This window comes from Chitinophaga sp. RAB17 (assembly GCF_052114225.1).
GTDB lineage: Bacteria > Bacteroidota > Bacteroidia > Chitinophagales > Chitinophagaceae > Chitinophaga.
The window spans coordinates 287,603-305,799 of sequence record NZ_JBFREI010000011.1 but is presented as its reverse complement, the minus strand read 5'-3'; the positions used below and the strand labels follow the sequence as shown (position 1 = coordinate 305,799).

The window sequence follows — 18,197 nt, the reverse complement described above, 5'->3', positions numbered from 1 at the left end:
GTTTGCTGCACGCTTTCAGGCATGGAGCGCAGGAAGTAGTTGCCATTGCGCTTATACCCAATGAGAGGGCCGAGTTTTCCCGTAAAGGGAATGACAGACATTTGTTTTGCCATGGGAGATTATTTTGATTACTATAAATATAACATAATTCGGGGAACGTGTTTTCGGGATAGAAGGAAGATTAACTACAGGGAGTATAAGATATTCCCCCAGATTTTCAACCTGATCCGAATATGTCTTTTAGATTTCATTACAATAAAAAAGAGCTGCTTCAAAATTTGAAGCAGCTCTTTTTATATTATTTGTTTTCAATTAGTTCGCTATCACAATTTTTCCACTCATTACCTGTTTAAGCGTACTTGTTTTGCTATTGAAAATATTATAGATGTATACGCCTGCAGGCAGATCACTGGTATTAATTTTACCGCTGCCGGTGATGCGCTGTGTCTTTATCATTCTGCCATTCATATCATACAACTTCACCACCAGGTTGCCAGCCGCTTTATCGCGGATATTGATGCTTTGACCGCGTTGTAACATTGTTGGGTATACGTTAATGCCCGCAGCCGCTGTTGTTTTCAGCATCATCGGCGCAATGGTAGTATCAGGGCAACCGGTGAAGGTCAGTTCTCCAACGGAAGTCCATGCATTACCATTCACTTCTGACGTAGCTACCAGTTTTACATATTTAGCTTTTACTGTCGGGCTGAATACCACATCCTGTGAAGCAGTGCTGTTTACAAAGTTGCCGGTGGCCACCTGTGTCCAGTTAATGCTATCGGTGCTTACATGTACCTGGTAGGCATTGATGCGGCCATTAACAGCTGCCTGTCTTGGTACATAGGTCAGCTTACTGAGATTGTATGCACCACCCAGGTAAACAGCTACATAATGTGGCATAGGAGCGGTGCTGTTATACCATTGTGTATGCCAGAAGGTAGTGTTGTTGCCATCGATCACATTGGTAACAGGAGCGCTTTCACCTACCGTTTCCTGGCTGTCGAACTGATAGATCCTCAGTTGCGTGCGCGGAATGGGGGTGTTGCAGGCAGACGAGGCTGGCGGCGTACCGGGTATACCAACACCCAGACCACCCAGGCCAGTATTAAAGGTAGCTGTTACATAGTAAATGGTAGCGCCTTTTTTACTGCTGGTATCTCTGCCCACATCAATGGTACCCGGACCATCCGGGGATGGCGTGGCGGGTGTTACATTACTGATGTTGCTTTTAACTTTCACCAGCTGTATGCTGTCCCATGATTTGCCGGTAGCCGTTTCCCATCCTGACTTTTCTGATTGGCTATAGTAAAGGGTGACACTTACTTTGCCAGCCGCGTTATTATTGGCCGGTGTTATTTTCACTGTTTTAGATGCGAGATAATGTGCAGGAGTAGCGTCCCAGAATTGAGTGGCGCTGGTGCCGGCACGGTCTACTTTTACCGAGGTGCAGCCATAATCAAAGCTGCTTTGGTTTTGCACCTTTGCAATGATTTTGCCACTGGTGTCTGCAAAGTATACGGTGGCATTGGGTCCGAGATATTGGGTGGTAGTGGTATTCAATGTGCTGGCGACCGGTGTTACAGACGGCCTGGTATTGATGATCAGGTTAGGTCTTGTAGAGCCGTATCCCGGTGCATTAAATGAACAACCGGTACCAGTGGTCTGCCGCTGGAAGGCGGTAGGATTCGCACCGCTTACAGATACAGAAGCAACGAGGTTGTCTCCCTGGTCATTGCCATCCATATTATTGTAGCACGACTGGATCAGGAGGTTGGAGTAGCCATCCCAGTAGTAAGGCTGGGAGAATGGTATCTGTATCCAACCGGTATCGGTAACACTGATGCTACCAGAGTATACGCTTGTAAGCGGATTGGTATCGAACAGTGTTTCCGTGAAAGCTGTTTGTGGCGTTGCACCTATTGCCACATTGAAATTCTGGAAGGTGCTGGTAGTTGTTACCGTCCTGGAAGTTACATGATAGGACACCGCGTAAATGTATCCTTTCTGTATACCGCCGGCCCTTAATTCATCTGCAGGATAAATGGTCTGGGCCTTCTTATCAGATTGGGTGCCATTGAACGGACTGGAAGCGCTTCCTCCGGTGGTACCATTGCCATACGTCATATTTACCAATGCGGTATCTCCTACAGGGGAGGCATCCGGATAGGTAATATTTATGCGGGCAGTTTGCGCAGATGGATTGGCCATGGCATTTGTAGTGCCGGTGACATTGAAGGTAAGTAAGGCAAACTTACTGATGGGATCCGTTTTACTGCCATATACCCTGATGGTAACAGGACGTACAGCTGCCTGACCCGATGCGAAAATGAGGGTATCACCTGGTGTGGTAAAGCTGCCATTAGTGGTGATATCATAATCAATACCGCGTATGGCCGAAGACGTAGGTCCCACCACCAGCTGTACATTGGCATTGCCGGCAGGAGCGGGACTGACTGACAGGTTGAGTGTATAATCGGTGTAAGGCTTACATCCGGAGATGCTGGTGCCTGCAGCGGTAGTACCTACATTAATGGACGCAAAAGAGATCAATGGTGTAATCTGGTTATTGAATTTGGTGCCGAATACACCTCTTCCATAAAAGCTTACACGCAATTCACTGCTATCTGCTACACCGTTGTTGTAGGCAAATAGATCCGTAATATCTGCTACTGTAGGTAGTCCTATGGAATAGAGTGACCAATCGGTCATGTTTTTATTCCGATAATAAACGCCTCTTGCCGTAGCGAGATATACAGATTCGTTGGTGGCGTAGCGGTCTTCCAGTAGTTTTATCACATTCACGGGAGGGAGAGAGCCACTGATATCGGTGTAAGTATTTCCCTGGTCGGCAGACCTGTACACTTTACTTCCGCAGGCGAGGTACACGATATTGGTATCGCTGGCGATGGTAGTAACGCTGGCGGCTACACTGGTAGCTACCGGAGCGGCTACGCTGGTGAATGTAGGCGTGGCAGCAGTCGCATTACGGGAGCGATATACTTTTTGATTGGTGGTTACATAGTATACCACATTTGCACTCGCATTACTTACCTGCAGGGCATTGATCTTTTCCGTATTATTCACCAGCCTGGTCCAGGCCGGAGAAGCCGCGGTGATGTTGGCACTTCTCCACAAGCCGGTATCAGCGGCAAAAGCAATAGCTACATTTTGCGGGGTGAATTCCAGCTGCATATTGTTGGTGCCGGTAAAAGGCAGGTTGTAGGTAGCATCACTACCGGTCACCGCTCTTCTTTTTCCGTTGAAATAGTACACCTGGTTATTGGTGTTGTAATCAAAGTTGGATCTGGCGCCCCAATCGCCACCTCTGTTAGTGAACCAGGGGTTGCCGGCGTATTTATAATACAGCTCTCCGTTATCCTGGGTGCCAATACTGATCATATCTCTACGGATAGGACTGTTGGATGCGTGATACACTTCAGTAGTAGAAAGGCCGCTGCATTTCGGTACCCAGGTGGTACCACCGTCGGTGCTGAGCCATACGCCGCCATCGTTGTAATTAAACAGTTTGGAGGTATTGTACGGGTCTACTTTGATGCCATGCATGTCGGTATGGATCATGGAGGCCCAGTTAGCTTCCATTTGGGTCCAGGTGCTGCCGCCGTTGGTACTTTTCCATACCAGGTGTCCTACTATATACACCGTATTGGCATTGGTGGGATCGGCGCACATGCCATAGTTATAATTTCCCTGACCAGTGCTGGTACTCGTATATCCGTTGAGGTTAGGAGATACATCTCCTTTTACCTGGGTAAAAGAAGTGCCGGCATTTGTAGATTGATATACAACGCCACCTGCGGCGCCGTTATTGGAGCCTACCATGGTAACATATACCCGGTTGGAGTCTGCCGGTGTTACGGCTACCCTGGTGCCATTGGCGCCATTAGCAGGCAGCGCGAGAACAGTCGGAGTCCAGGTATCTCCCATATCCGGCGAGGTATAGAAAGCACCATCTCTTGTTACGGCATAGATAGTTTTGGTGTTGGCAACCGCTTTGAATACCATGTCGGTAAACTGCCCGCCAGCCAGTTGCTGATTCCAGGAAATACCGCCATTGGTGCTTTTCCAGATACCATCATTGGTAGCTGCTACCAGCACATTATGATCCAACGGGGACATCAGCATCTCCAGGGCCATACGGTTGCCGATGCTGCTGTTGGCGGGCAACCATGATTGTCCGCCGTCAGTGGATTTATAAATGCCCAGAGACGTGCCGTAATAGTTGGGATCACCGGTGCCCAGGTACAGCACCTGGTCGTTGGTATAATCGATACATACGGATGCACAGGCAGCTTTCGGTAATTCATCAGTACCCATCAGTTGCCAGGTATTGCTGGTGTCGGTACTTTTCCAGAGCCCCCATACACTGGTAGCGTAGATGGTGCTAGCACTGGAGGGATGGAATTTCATTTGTGTGACGCGGCCAATGCCATTGATCTGGCCGGAAGAATTAATGGGAAACAGCACCGGGCCAATGTTTCGCCAGTTACCGTAGTTCTGGGCAAACGCAGCTGACGAAAGCAGCAGGAGGGCCGGTAAAATCAGTGATAGATATTTACGTATATACATATCAGTTATTACAGATTGAGGTGGGGAATATTTTTCAGATAGAGGGCCTGTTGCTAATTGGTCCTGCTGCTGTCTTTTTCTTTCCTGTCTTTGGCCTGTTTAGCGTTAATATTTGTTTTCAGCTCCTTCTGCTGCCGCCAGATCTGGATCTGCTGGTCTTTATTCAGGATAGTGCCATCCGGTTGTACATAGGGCAACATCTGCCGGCGCCACCACTGGTATTTCTTGTACTCAAATGCATATTGTTCCCCTTCTTTTTTCGCTTCAGATTCTTTTCTTTTAAATAGTCCGAGAAAACGTCGTTTTCTTTCAGAATTATTTTTTACATCCAGTACTTCATCTTCTTCCACCGGAAGTTCTTTGCCTTTCCAGTAGTCGTTAAAGGATTTCTCAATAACGAAGAAGTTAACATTGGGATCATCCATCATTTTGATCCATTCGGGAGCGGGTTTCTGACTCGACCGGGCATTTTGTTGTGCCCCTGCAGAGATGGCGGTAAGCAACAGTGCTACCAGCAAAACAGAGCGCCATAGCGGCATGCTGACTGATTTTTTTTTCATTGTGGCTGTTGGTTTAAATTGGTTCAGTATTCTGGCTAGTCTTTTTTAGAATAAAAGGAAATACCTGTCTGCTGATTCATAGATTTCAGGCTCCATCCGGTATACTTTTCGTATATGTGATGACGTTAATACTTCCTCCCTTGAGCCACTACATACCAGCTTTCCCTGGTGCAGAAGGAGGAGGTTGTCGGCAAATTTTGCCGCTATATTGAGATCATGTACTACACCTATCACCACCAGGTCCTGCTGCTGTATTAATGTTTTCAACAACTGCATAAACTGGTACTGATAATGTACATCCAGGAAAGTAAGCGGTTCATCCAGCAACAGGTAGCGGCAGCAGCGCGGCACCGGCTCCCATATCTGGGCCATGATGCGCGCAAAGTGAACCCGTTGTTTTTCTCCGCCGGATAGACTCATATAATCACGCGCTGCCAGCTGTTCGAGGTCAAAAAGCTGTAATGCTTCCCGGCAGTACTGTAGGTCTTTGCTGCCGTAGTCGCCGCCCATATGAGGGTATCGTCCCATCATAACTATTTCCGCTACTTTTAACGGAAAGGATAATTCCATATGTTGAGAAAGCGATGCACGTATACGTGCCAATGCTTTGCAGGAAAAGGTGGCTACAGGTTTGTCCTCGTACTGAACGATGCCCTCATCGGGAGTCAGCTGTCCACCTGCTACTTTCAGCAGCGTGGATTTGCCGGCGCCATTGGGTCCAATCACCAGGTGCAGTTTGCCTGGTGCAAAATCAGTACTGATCTCCTGCAGTAAAATTTTACTGTCTGCTTTACAGGTAATATTGGATAACCGGATCATCAGAAATAGTAATTTTTTTTCCGCAGTAAAAAGATGAAAACAGGGACGCCGGCGATGGAAGTCACGATCCCGATAGGCAGTTCTGCAGGCCTTAAAAGGAGTCTTGCTGCTACATCGGCGAGACTGAGCAACACCGCGCCGGCGAGCGCGCTGCCAATTACCAGGTACCTGTTATCGGCACCTTTCCATATCCGTAGAAAGTGTGGCACTACCAGTCCCACAAAACTGATCACGCCGGTGAAGGCAGTGACTACTGCAATCATGACCACATTGATGATTAATACTTCCCTTTTTAAACGTTGTACCGAAACGCCGGCCAGCATCGCTTCTTCTTCTCCCAGTATCAGCAGGTTTAACTGGCTGGTATAGGATAAGGCACGCCAGAAGCAAATGGTGAGTACCACACCTGTAATGGCAACGGCATGCCAGTTAGCACCCGACAAGGTGCCAAGGTTCCAGAAAGTAATAGAACGGGCCTGCGGGTCGCGGGCAATATAGGAGAGAAAGCCGGTGCCACTCAGGAATAGTGCGTTAATGGCAATCCCTGTCAGCAATAGTGTTACAATCGCTGTTTTACCCGTTTGTTTTTTTTCTGAAAAACCAAGTACCAGGCAGGTGGCCAGTATGGCACCAGCACATGCTGCCAGGGGGAGTGTCCATTCGCCGGCATTGAAATGTAACGTTGACCCCAGTACGAAATAAAGGGCCGCGCCAAAAGCAGCCCCACTGGAAGTACCTATTAATCCGGGTTCCACTATCGGATTCCTGAAAAGCGCCTGCAGCAATACGCCGCCAACAGCCAGCGCGGCACCCGCCAGCAGACAGAAGATGGTCCGGGGTAAACGTATTTCCATAAAAATACGTTCGTGCAGGGAGAGGTCTCCGCTACCGGCAAAGGTTTTACTCAATGCACCGGCAATTTCCGCGGTGCTGATATTTACCGCACCATAGCAGGCCGACAGCAGTACTGTTACTATCAGCAATGCAGTGAGCAGGGGATATACCCCCCGGTACTGTTTACTTAACGGCATGTATCAATTTTTGAAAGGCGAGGACATTGGCACCGGTCCTGGGACCCAGGTATACAATGTCATGCTCTTCTATCCTGTAAATCCGGTTGCTTTGCGCCGCCCTGGTACCGGCAACTCCAGGCAGTTCCTTTATCTTTTCAATGCTGCCTAACTTATCATAACCAAAGTCTGTCAGTAAAATAACATCCGGGTCTGCCTGTGCAATCATTTCTGCTGAAACCTGCTGCATGCCTTTGTCTCCGCCAATAGGAATAATGCCACCGGCCCAGCTGATCATTTTTGCAGCAGTACTTTTTTGCGTAATAGCCAGGTAAATATTCATGGCGCGACCAAAATGAATGATCACTACTTTAGGTGTGTCGGTATATTGGTGTACGTTAGCAAGTGCTTGTGTTATCTCTGCATCTAGTTGCTTACAAAGACTATCGGCCTGCGATTCTTTTTTAAAATAGCTGCCCAACTGCCGTATCATAGCTTTATCCTGCTCAATGGTATAAACACTGTCCGCAAAGGTTTTCATAGGGATCTTCATTTTTTCCAGCTGCCGCATTACGGGTTCCGGTCCTATATTATTATCGTGTATCACCAGTGTGGGATTCTGTGCTATAATTCCTTCAGCGCTTAGCGCCCGGTGATAACCTACTGTGGGTAACGATTTAATGGCAGGTGGATAAGTGCTCGACAGGTCTACTGCTACCAGGTTTTTTTCAGCGCCTAACGCATAAATTACTTCGTTGTATTGTTTGGATAAACAAACAATGCGGGTATCAGTGGTATCGCTTTTACTGTTGCCAAATCTGCCGCAGGAAGTAAGTGTAACGACAAGGATTACAGGTAATACATATTTTAGTTTCATGACGTAGTATGCAGGTTTAAAGAAAGATTAAAATTTATAGTGCAGGTTAAATCCTCCATACCAGGTAGCCTTGTAAGGTCCTGGCAGGTATATATTAGGTGTTGCTCCGCTGAAGTTGGCGTTCAGGAATACCATGGTGTAGTACCTGCTGCCGGTAAGATTATTGCCACCAGCAAACACATCCAAACCTATATGTTTGCCAATACGGTGTTTATAACCGAGTTTAGCCTGCAACAACGTATAGGCATCTGCGTAATGTCTGTTATCGTATGTGATAGGCATTTTATCTACATACTGTAAAGTGGTATTCAGGTAAACACCCCATTTAGTGATAACATCTGCTCCGCTGTTGAAGAGATGCGGCGCTATACCGGAAGCTTTATTTCCGCTGTAGTTAATAGTTTTAGGGTTATTGTTATTGTCGCTTTTGAAATCATTGTAGGTGAAATCGGAGTAGGTATAGCTGATAAAGGGACGTATCAGCGAGAAAGCAGCCGATTTGGTAAAGGAGATGCTATACGCCAGGTCTGCTTCTATGCCACGGTTTTGCTGGCCGCCGGCGTTAGTGGTAACGCTGTATAACACCGTTCCGTTGTTGTCGGTTATCGCCTGTGAAGTAAGTTTATCTTTTATCTCCATATCAAATACTGCCACCTGGAAAGTGAGTTTTTCATTCAGTAAACTGCCTTTGGTGCCCAGCTCATATTGTGTTGATTTTTCCGGCTGCAGGCCGGTGTTTACCTGGCTGATCTGCGGAATCACTACCTGGCCGGAGGTGGGAGGGGAATAGCCTTTGCTGACGCCGGCATATACTGCGATCGTTTTGGTCAGTGTTTTTAATAGAGAAAGCTGCGGCGTTACTACCGGTGTAAATGTTTTATGACCCGACTGGTCTTTGTGGGAAGGATTACCGGAATTGGTTAACCGGTCTGTTATGCCGTATTCAATATAGTTATTGCTTATGCCGGCAGTAACCGCAAAGCCCTGAGGCAATTTTATTTCCCATTGCGTGAAGATGCTGTATTGCATGGTGGCCAGTTCCAGGTCACCGCTAAGTGGCCCTTGTACATTATCAGTAAGGCCATAACTTTTTTTGAATGAGTTTGTCTTCTGGTATTCTGCGCCAATAGTGCCATTCCAGGTAATGGTGCTGCCAGTGAAGTGCAGGCCAAATGCTGTACGGGCCCCGAAATTCTGTGCTGTATTGGAAGACAGCCCTACTGCAAAGGCCTGTGATTGCTTGTATCCGCTGAAGTAAGCACTGGTAAGATTACTGACATGAGATGAAAACGCATAGTTATGGGAAAGTCCTGCGCGATAAGTTTCAAAAGCCACGTAGCCATGATTTTTCAGATAAGGCACTTCCCCGGTATCTTTTTTCTGTGCAAACTGTATGCTGTCCAGTTGCCCTGCAAGCTGATCGTTGGAGCTGTTATAGGCTGCATACACGGAAAACGTTTGCTTTTCATTGCCATAAAAATCACCGATGAATGAAACGAAATCTTTTTTTGATGCGCTGTTGATACGGTAGCTATCGTAGTTCTGATGGCCATAATTCAGCATCACTGCGGATTTCTGGTCAGCATATTCCAGGCGGGTATTGGTCCGGAACAAGCCATTGCTTCCAGTGAGCGCTTCCTGTGTAATATGTGTACCAGGGGACGATGGTTTCAGCGTAAACATTTTCAGTACGCCTCCTATGCCGCTGCCGTATAAACTGGAAGACGGTCCTTTAATCACCTCCACGCGGCCCAGGATAGAAAAGTCAATATCATCCAGGATGGTAGTTCCTTCTGCATCGGTTACAGGAATGCCGTTGAGGTAGGCTTTGTAGCCTGTACCATTAAAGTTGGTATTGTTACCGTATCCCCGGATGGTAATACGCTGTCCGCCCGACATGGTTCTTTTCTCCATCCGTACGCCAGGAACGAGGTTCAGCGTATTTTCAAGAAACAACCCATCATTTCGTTGCAGATCCTGCCTGGTAAGCATGGCCACTGATCTGGATTCGGAGAGATTAGGTGAGGTGCCGGCATGTACGGTGACGGCGTCCAGGCTGTAGATAACAGCGGTAAGACCTATCATCAACTGCTTGCTGCTGTTGCTGCCATGAATACTTTGCGCCCCATAACCAACTGCTGTTACAATAAGATCATCACTGCTGTTATAATCAATTCTGAAATTACCGGTGGCATCTGTTGTTGTCAGGACTTTACCGGCGGCAGATATCTCCGCTCCTTTAACAGGCGCTTGTGTATAGATATCATATACTTTTCCTTGTAAAGATTGTTGTGCATAGCATTGTAGAGATATGGCCGTTATCAGCAGCCATGTAGCTAACGTTTTCATTGTTCTTTTAAGTTATGGGTTTAGGATGTGCTACTATCATGTTGGTACCATGCATACTTGCAGCAGGCAAATGAAAGGCATGCAACACATAGCAGCGCTATTGGCGATAATGAATTTTTTTAAAAAGAAATTGGATCTAAGCGGTGCAGATCTTGTTCACAATAAAGTCAGGTTCATCAGTGGCGGTCGTCTATGCAATTACACAACACACGCTGGATTTTGGTTGAGTCTCTTAACTGTTGGTTAGTTTATCCCTTCTTACTCATCTGGTTTGGCTGATCAGTTGGAATGCCGGATAATGCTCACAACAGGTGCTTTCATTGTTCATTGACAGATTGTTGATAAATATTGATTCGGGTTGTTGATGTTATAAATGTAATGAAAAATTATCTTGTTCCTAATTTTTAACAAATTTTCTATATTGAAATATGGTAACTGATTAATTTTCTATTCTTTATAAAAAGTTATGCGTGCATTGACAAGACGGTGTGGGTTACGCGGGCACAAAAAAAGGCATGCAGTTTTTTAACTTGCAAGCCTTTTTGTTTTTCTGGCTCTATCAAACTCATCCCCGGAATTTTTTCGTAAAATCCAGGTAGCTCAGCAATGAAATGAACAGGAATACACCTCCACTATAAATTTCATTTTGGGCAAGAAAGCCTTGTTGAGGGTATTTATAGAATACGGTCAGAAGACCATCGATGTAAGGATAATAAACCGCTTGCTCCATTTTCCTGTATAGCATGATGGCGATACAAATACCGAATAAGCCAATGCCTATATTGATAAACATGTTTTTTATCCTGATGCTCAGCCAGAAATGAATAGCCAATATGCCAAGGAATGCTATCAGTGTTCTGAATGCCATGTAAAATATAAAGCTAAAGTCTGGTAAATGGCGCAGAAATCCCATCCCCGGATAGGCCAGCCCCAGTAAGATACCGTCAAAAAAGAAGAACAGCAGAAATAACAGGTAAAGCAGGGAGAGCAGGATAAGGTTCATCCCTAATTTGTTAAAATAAATGCTGCTTTTTTTCTGTGGTAAAGTAAGCAGGTATTTCCATGCATTGTATTTATGCTCAATGTTAATGTACATACAGGTGACCATCACGATAACGAGCGGACCGGAAAATACTGTGAATCCCTTAAGCGCTTCTTTCCAGAAATCAGGCCAGGGGTTAGCTTTGGCCTCTATGATCTCTTTTGCATGTTCTATAAAATCAAAAGTAACCAGCATCGGAACGAGAAAGGCCGCTGCTGCTATCAGCCAAAGAATGAAGTTGTTTTTTAGTTTGAGTATCTCTGTTTGGAACTGCATAGCGTTATATTAATTGGTTATTCTTTTCTATAAAGTTTATAAATGTATTTTCCAGGTCCTTGCAGGTAACGTATAATCGGTAGATATTCACGTTGGCCGCTACCAGTAGCCTTGCAATGGCAGATACCTGCTCGTTATTTTCAAATGGAATTTCCAGCGTGTGTGGCTCTTTTTGAGTGATCCTATACTGTTTATCCAATACTAAGATGGCTTTGGAATTGTTGTCTGTTTTTAATTGGATAACGTTAGCAGTTTTGTTGATTTCCTTTAGTGCTTCCAAGGAGCCCTGGAAAATCAAAGATCCTTTGTTAATGATACCGACATGTGTAACTAGTTTTTCAATTTCGGAAAGTAGGTGACTGGACAAAAATATGGTGATGCCCAACGCTTTATTAAGGCTAAGCAATAGCTCCCTTGTTTCGATAATACCGGCAGGGTCCAGTCCATTTACAGGTTCATCGAGGATCAAAAGGTCAGGCGTTGAAAGAAGGGCCAACGCTACGCCCAACCGCTGCTTCATTCCCATTGAATAGGTTTTTACTTTCCGGTGAGCAGCATCCGTCAGCCTCACAAGTGTTAATACTTCGCGAATTATTTTCTCATCCGTTTTCCGGATAATCCGGGTGATTTCCAGGTTATCCCAGCCAGAAAGGTGCTCATAGAGAGAAGGTTGCTCTATCATGGAACCCGTTCTGGAAAGTACCTGCATCCGGTTTTCTGAGAGCGGATTTCCAAACAGCCTGATGGTGCCGGCAGGCGCCGGAAGTAAACCCAGTAATAACCGGATGGTGGTTGTTTTTCCCGCTCCGTTAGGCCCCAGGAAACCGTAAATAGCGCCTTTTTCAACCTGTATGCTTACATTTTTCAGCAGCTGTTCTTTTGGCGTGAAACCGAAACTCAGGTTAGACGTCTCAATAAGAAAATCAGATACACGTTCCATGATGTTGATATTTTCAGTTTATGGAATAAATGTATTCTTCTCTGTCAGCACCGGAAAATGTTTGGGGCAGAAAGACAGGAACAACGGATGAAAACACAAATAGTACTTAAATGGGGATTTCATTAGATAGTCCGCCTTTTTCGTTATTTCGAACAACATTTTAATACATCGGTCCATGTATGTTGTTATTGTAGCCAATTTTTATGATATTCGTCAGGTGAAGTCAATAACAGATAATTTTTCTAAGATATTTGAAAAGGGTATTGGACTACATGTTTTTTTTGCAGGCATTTTGTTGTTTGTACTTTCAATAATTACCCTCTCCAGTCGTTATGCGGTATCACTTTTGCCGCGGGCGATATTCAGCTTTATTTTGTTGATGCTTTGCGTTTACACTGGCAGATGGATTTGCCGGAGATGGCTGTTTAAAGACAACTGGGTAGTGCTGGTGTGCTTATACATTATCTTCATTGCTTTCTTTTCTATTCTTGGGGTGACGGGCTATGTATACCTGATGGATTTCAAATTTGATGAAAATGATTCTAAAGTGTTCTTTGTAGGAATACCTGGATTTGTTATTATGTTTTTATTCGGTGGCGGTTTTGTGGCTATTGGCAGGTCTGCCAGAAAAGAACAGATTCATGGAAATATGGTACTTCAACAGCAGAAGGAAAGTGAGTTGGCCTTATTACGCTCCCAGATAAGTCCTCATTTCCTTTTTAACACATTGAATAACTTGTACGGCCTATCCGTTACCGATCATGAAAAAGTTCCCGGACTATTGTTGAAACTTTCTGACCTGCTGCGTTACTCCGTTTATGAAACGGGACAGCAATGGTTTTTGCTGGATGACGAATTAGCTTATATACGGAGCTATATTGAACTGGAAAAGATAAGAATGGAGGACCGGCTTTCATTGCATGTACAGATGTCCGCAGGAAATGGAACCGTGCGGATTGCACAAATGGTACTCATTACATTTGTGGAGAATGCTTTTAAACATTCCAGGAACACAATAGGACAGGAGATCCGGATTGACCTGGTTTTATCGGTGGTAGACGATTTTATAGTTTTTACGATAGGTAACAGTTTTGGAAACGATGCCAATGAAAATAGCCCATTGAAAGATGCCTCCGGTGTTGGGGTCGGCAATACAATAAAGCGGCTTGATTTATTGTATGGGACAGCGTATTCGTTGCGCCAGTACAAAGAGAATAATTATTATAAAGTGGACCTTCGGCTTAAAGTAAAATAAATGGAGAAGATCAAATGCCTTATAATAGATGATGAACCAATTGCGAGAGACATCGTTGTTAGCTATTGCCATGTCATTCCATCCCTGGAAGTAACAGGCGTTTTCGGAAACAGCATCGATGCAAGAGCAGGGTTGATGAACAAAAACATACAATTACTTTTTTTGGACATACATATGCCGGTTTTAGACGGCATAGCTTTTTTGAAGACCCTGAAGAATCCGCCACAGATTATTTTTACCACCGCCTACAAAGAATATGCAGCTACAGCATTTGATTTAGCTGCCTGCGATTACCTGGTGAAGCCTTTTTCGCTGGAGAGATTTATTATAGCGGTAGACAAAGCCATTGAACGTCTCCATTATACTAATAAAGAAGTACCGGGAAAGGATAGTGCATCTGATGACGGATTTATTTCTTTCAAAACTGAAGGTAAAATATACAGGATTAAGTATGAGGATTTGTTATATGCAGAGGCAAGTGGAAACTATAGCAGGATAATCACCAGTGATGCCGTCATAGTGCTGAATATGTCATTTATGAACGTGGAAAAAATGCTTCCGGGAAGTCATTTCCTCCGGGTACACAGGTCGTTTATCGTGAATAAGTCGAAAATTTCATTTATCCAGGGACAGACCATTTTTTTGAATAAGGTAGAAATACCTGTCGGCAAGAATTTCAAAGGTGATTTGTTCAATACCCTGGGATTGTAATCCGGCTCCCTCTCACATAAATTAATTATTCCTTAAAATTTATCCCATATCACTAAACATTTATAGAGATAGATTATTTTATGTAAGAATCACTTCAAACCGGGATCATATGCAAAAGCAAATATTACACACAGATGTTTTACTGATAGGTGCGGGCGTCATGAGCGCTACGCTGGCTACACTGCTCAAACACTTGTCACCGGACTATTCCGTTCATATTTATGAACGTCTCGACAAGGTGGCAGGGGAAAGCTCCGATGCATGGAATAATGCAGGTACTGGCCACTCCGCGCTGTGTGAACTGAATTATACCCCGGAACGGGAGGATGGTAGTATCGATACAAGTAAAGCTATTCATATTATTGAGCAGTTTGAGGTGTCCAAACAATTTTGGTCTTACCTGGTAGAACAGGGGCAGCTGAAAGATCCGGCCGGCTTTATCAGGAGTACACCGCATATGAGTTTTGTACATGGAGATAATGATGTGGCGTATCTGCGTAAACGGTTTGATGCACTTCAGCAGTACCAGCTGTACCAGGGGATGGAATATTCGGAAGATCCGGCAGTGCTGCAGGATTGGATTCCCCTGGTGATGGAGGGCAGGGAGCTTTCAGAAAAAACAGCCGCCACGCACATGGAACTGGGTACTGATGTTAATTATGGTGCGCTGACAAGAGGGTTGATACATCAGCTCCAGCAACAGCCCAATTTCAAGTTGCACCTGGAGTATGAAGTGGAAACTATGGAACAGTTAAGGGACGGCAAATGGGAAGTAAAAGTAGAGAACCTGCTTACTAAAGAAACATCACGTGTCACCGCAGATTTTGTGTTCATAGGTGCCGGTGGAGGATCGTTACAACTGCTGCAGAAATCAGGTATCCCGGAAGGAAAACAGTATGGCGGCTTTCCGGTGGGGGGCGAATGGCTGGTATGTAAAAAAGAAGAGATCGTGAACAGGCATAACGCCAAGGTATATGGACAGGCCTCTGTTGGGGCTCCTCCAATGAGTGTACCGCATCTTGATACCAGGATGATCGAAGGTGAGAAAGCCATTTTATTCGGACCTTTTGCTACTTTCTCCACAAGGTTCCTGAAGGAAGGGTCCTTCCTGGACTTGTTTGAATCGATCAAATACTGGAATATTCTTCCGTTAATGAAGGTAGGATTAGAAAATTTCGGTCTGGAGAAATACCTTGTGGAACAGTTAAGTTTATCATTTGAAGACAGGATTGCCGCTTTGCAGGTATTTTATCCAAACGCCGATGGCAATGACTGGGAACTGCAACAGGCAGGGCAAAGGGTGCAGGTGATCTACAATGATCCCGATAAGGGAGGTACCCTTCGCTTTGGAACAGAAGTGGTAGCAGGAGAAGATGGCACTATTTCGGCCTTACTGGGTGCCTCTCCGGGGGCGTCTACAGCGGTATCTATTATGCTGGACTTGCTTAAAACCTGTTTCCCTGATAAAGTAAAAGGAGAGTGGACAGCAAAGCTGAAAGCAATGATCCCATCCTATGGTACTCATCTGGAAGGAAACCCGGAATTATGTTATCGTATCAGAACATGGACAAGTGAAACATTACAATTAGACTGGAAACAGCCGGTAGTAAAACAACAATAGATGAAATTATTAAGACATGGGAATCCGGGAGATGAAAAACCAGGTATTCTCCTCAACGATGAATGGTATGACACATCAGCACTCGGCGAAGACTATACAAATGATTTTTTGGGTAGCGGTGGCCTGGAAAGACTGGCATCGTTTATAGCGAAAGACAGGCATCAGCTCAAAAAAGTACCGCCTGCGACACGTTTGGGAGTGCCCCTGGCCAATCCGGGAAAAATTGTTTGCGTGGGATTAAACTACAGGGATCATATTAAGGAAACCGGCTTTATTCCCGAATCCGAACCCATCTTATTCCTGAAAGCCATGAGCGCGCTGAACGGACCTTTCGACGGCGTGATGATCCCTAAAGACAGCCTTGAAACAGATTGGGAAACAGAATTAGGCGTGGTGATAGGGAAAGCCGGTACCAACGTGGAAAAGGAAGAAGCTATGAATTATGTGGCCGGTTATATCCTTCATAATGACGTGAGCGAACGTGCATACATGAAGAAGCGGGGATGCACCTGGGATAAGGGAAAAGGATGTAATACGTTTGCTCCGCTGGGCCCTTATTTTGTTACGAAAGATGAAATTCCTGATCCGGGGAATCTGCATATCTGGCTTAAGCTGAATGGAGAGATGATGCAGGATGGGCATACATCGGATCTTATTTATCCGGTGCCGGATCTGACGGCATATATCAGCGAGTTTTTTGGTTTGTTTCCCGGTGATATTATTTCCACCGGCTCGCCGGCAGGAAGTGGCACAGGACGTATTCCGCAGCGTTTTCTGCGTCCCGGGGACGTGATTGAATATGGTATTGATGAACTGGGAGTAGCCAGGCAATCTTTCCGGGCATATAAGCCGATGGACAGTGGCAATGCTGGTTAATCACGCAGAGGGGATGCTAGCCTGGCCGGATGTTTTCCTTTATTGGCACGACTAACATCCGGTGTTATAAAATGCCGGATACGGCCATCCCCCTTTACAGATGTTTCTGTATACTTTCCGCCAAACAGCATTCCTATACGATAGTCTCCCCGCGATCTGAAGTATAGATGTAGCCGGTCCTGACCCCGCACAAAGTAGGCTGATGTTTTCGGCGAAACGGTGTGGGGTCCACTGCCCATGGGTGTAAAGGGAAGGAAGTTCCTGAGCCTGTATTGCTCACGGGTTTCCAGGAAGGTGCCTTTATCATTGAGGTAACGATGGCGGCGCCGTATATCTGTTGCCTGCATCAGCGTTACATCTCCGAAAATAAATATCGTGTTAAGACTATATGATCCTTCTAGCAGCAACGACTGTGGCAGTCGGTCTTTACGGCCAGCTATTGAAATCGGAATTATAATAAGATGGCCTCCACTTTTTGGATTTCCTTTCCATATCACGCCGGGATCTTTCTCGTATTGCCAGTCCTGGCCGGAGATTTCCACATAATTTTTCCTGTTTGTGTAGAAATCGTGCCCCTCTGCGCCCGGTTTATAAAACGAACGATTGGAGTCATATACATAGATCCGTTTTTTGCCGCCTACCTCTTCTGTTGCGTACCCGATGAGGGAGTGGCCACCGCTATCCTGGGGCGAAAATTCTTTGGTAAGACTGATCGTAACAGGATCATTTTTAGAGATATAATATTGGGCCTGCGAAAAAGCGTATGAGCCATCCCGGCTAAAGGGGCTATTAAGAACGTCCAGCAGGAAAGAAAGAAAGCCATGATTGATCTGGTTACCATGTACAATCTGGATGGCTCTTTTCAGTACCGGATCAGCAGGCCCCAGGGTGTCAATACTGGGCTTCATTCCCGGATTGGTGAAAATTCTGCCTGGATATAAACAGGGTGGATAACAGAATCCCAGGTGGCCACCATTTTTCAGCAGTAACAGGGCCAACGCATTCATGCCAAAGCAATGCCCGTCTTTCACGATAGCAGATTTGAAGAGTGCATCGTAAAACAGGCCATCGAAATCAGCAGATCGTTCTGCCGATACGCCGATAAATGCTTCCCTGAAAACATTCCATGACACTTCTTCCTGTACAAAATTATCAAAGTACCAGGTATTGTTCCGTATCCAGTTGGTGTCCTGTGCGGTGGCTGGCATTGCCATGAAAGCCAGCGGTATTAAAAGGAGCCTTATATATCTGGTGATCATATCGGAAAATTTTAA

At 45.4% G+C, this 18,197-nt stretch carries 13 protein-coding genes; 4 read left to right on the top strand and 9 right to left on the bottom strand.

Translation table 11 applies throughout. The annotated features are described in order from the left end of the window. Positions 1-312: 312 nt before the first annotated feature. The 8 genes from AB4Z08_RS28910 to AB4Z08_RS28875 form a co-directional block, all read right to left on the bottom strand. Positions 313-4,587: a discoidin domain-containing protein gene (locus AB4Z08_RS28910; protein ID WP_441577268.1), complete on the bottom strand. Its 4,275-nt coding sequence runs from the start codon at positions 4,585-4,587 to the stop codon at positions 313-315. A gap of 53 nt (positions 4,588-4,640) precedes the next feature. Next, complete coding sequence (locus AB4Z08_RS28905) at positions 4,641-5,147, bottom strand: hypothetical protein (protein ID WP_441577267.1); 507 nt, start codon at positions 5,145-5,147, stop codon at positions 4,641-4,643. Between the two features lie 45 nt (positions 5,148-5,192). Next, positions 5,193-5,966 carry a heme ABC transporter ATP-binding protein gene (locus tag AB4Z08_RS28900; RefSeq protein WP_441577266.1) on the bottom strand — a complete coding sequence of 258 codons (774 nt, stop codon included), beginning with the start codon at positions 5,964-5,966 and terminating at the stop codon, positions 5,193-5,195. Beyond that, positions 5,966-6,997, bottom strand: a complete 1,032-nt coding sequence (locus tag AB4Z08_RS28895) for a FecCD family ABC transporter permease (RefSeq protein WP_441577265.1) — start codon at positions 6,995-6,997, stop codon at positions 5,966-5,968. The genes AB4Z08_RS28900 and AB4Z08_RS28895 overlap by 1 nt, the downstream gene beginning before the upstream one ends. Then, the gene (locus AB4Z08_RS28890) at positions 6,984-7,853 is read right to left on the bottom strand and encodes a heme/hemin ABC transporter substrate-binding protein (protein ID WP_441577264.1); all 870 of its coding nucleotides are present in this window, start codon (positions 7,851-7,853) and stop codon (positions 6,984-6,986) included. Before AB4Z08_RS28890 ends, AB4Z08_RS28895 begins: the two co-directional genes overlap by 14 nt. Positions 7,854-7,880: 27 nt before the next feature. Continuing rightward, on the bottom strand, positions 7,881-10,202 hold the full coding sequence (locus AB4Z08_RS28885) for a TonB-dependent receptor (RefSeq protein WP_441577263.1): 2,322 nt from the start codon (positions 10,200-10,202) through the stop codon (positions 7,881-7,883). A 565-nt stretch (positions 10,203-10,767) separates the two neighbouring features. Next, positions 10,768-11,520: an ABC transporter permease gene (locus AB4Z08_RS28880; RefSeq protein WP_441577262.1), complete on the bottom strand. Its 753-nt coding sequence runs from the start codon at positions 11,518-11,520 to the stop codon at positions 10,768-10,770. 4 nt (positions 11,521-11,524) lie between these two features. Next, entirely contained in the window at positions 11,525-12,460 is a 936-nt protein-coding gene (locus AB4Z08_RS28875; RefSeq protein ID WP_441577261.1) for an ABC transporter ATP-binding protein, read from the bottom strand. A 175-nt stretch (positions 12,461-12,635) separates the two neighbouring features. Here AB4Z08_RS28875 and AB4Z08_RS28870 point away from each other — a divergent pair, with 175 nt between their 5' ends. The 4 genes from AB4Z08_RS28870 to AB4Z08_RS28855 are packed head-to-tail and all read left to right on the top strand — an operon-like array spanning position 12,636 to position 16,923. Beyond that, on the top strand, positions 12,636-13,715 hold the full coding sequence (locus AB4Z08_RS28870; RefSeq protein WP_441577260.1) for a sensor histidine kinase: 1,080 nt from the start codon (positions 12,636-12,638) through the stop codon (positions 13,713-13,715). After that, complete coding sequence (locus AB4Z08_RS28865; protein ID WP_441577259.1) at positions 13,716-14,426, top strand: LytR/AlgR family response regulator transcription factor; 711 nt, start codon at positions 13,716-13,718, stop codon at positions 14,424-14,426. Positions 14,427-14,463: 37 nt separating this feature from the next. After that, complete coding sequence (gene mqo / locus AB4Z08_RS28860) at positions 14,464-16,047, top strand: malate dehydrogenase (quinone) (protein WP_441577271.1); 1,584 nt, start codon at positions 14,464-14,466, stop codon at positions 16,045-16,047. Further along, positions 16,048-16,923 (top strand): fumarylacetoacetate hydrolase family protein, encoded by an 876-nt coding sequence (locus tag AB4Z08_RS28855; protein ID WP_441577258.1) that lies wholly within the window; start codon positions 16,048-16,050, stop codon positions 16,921-16,923. Here the strand turns inward: AB4Z08_RS28855 and AB4Z08_RS28850 are convergent. Beyond that, positions 16,920-18,182 carry a hypothetical protein gene (locus tag AB4Z08_RS28850; protein ID WP_441577257.1) on the bottom strand — a complete coding sequence of 421 codons (1,263 nt, stop codon included), beginning with the start codon at positions 18,180-18,182 and terminating at the stop codon, positions 16,920-16,922. The genes AB4Z08_RS28855 and AB4Z08_RS28850 overlap by 4 nt on opposite strands. Positions 18,183-18,197 lie beyond the last annotated feature (15 nt).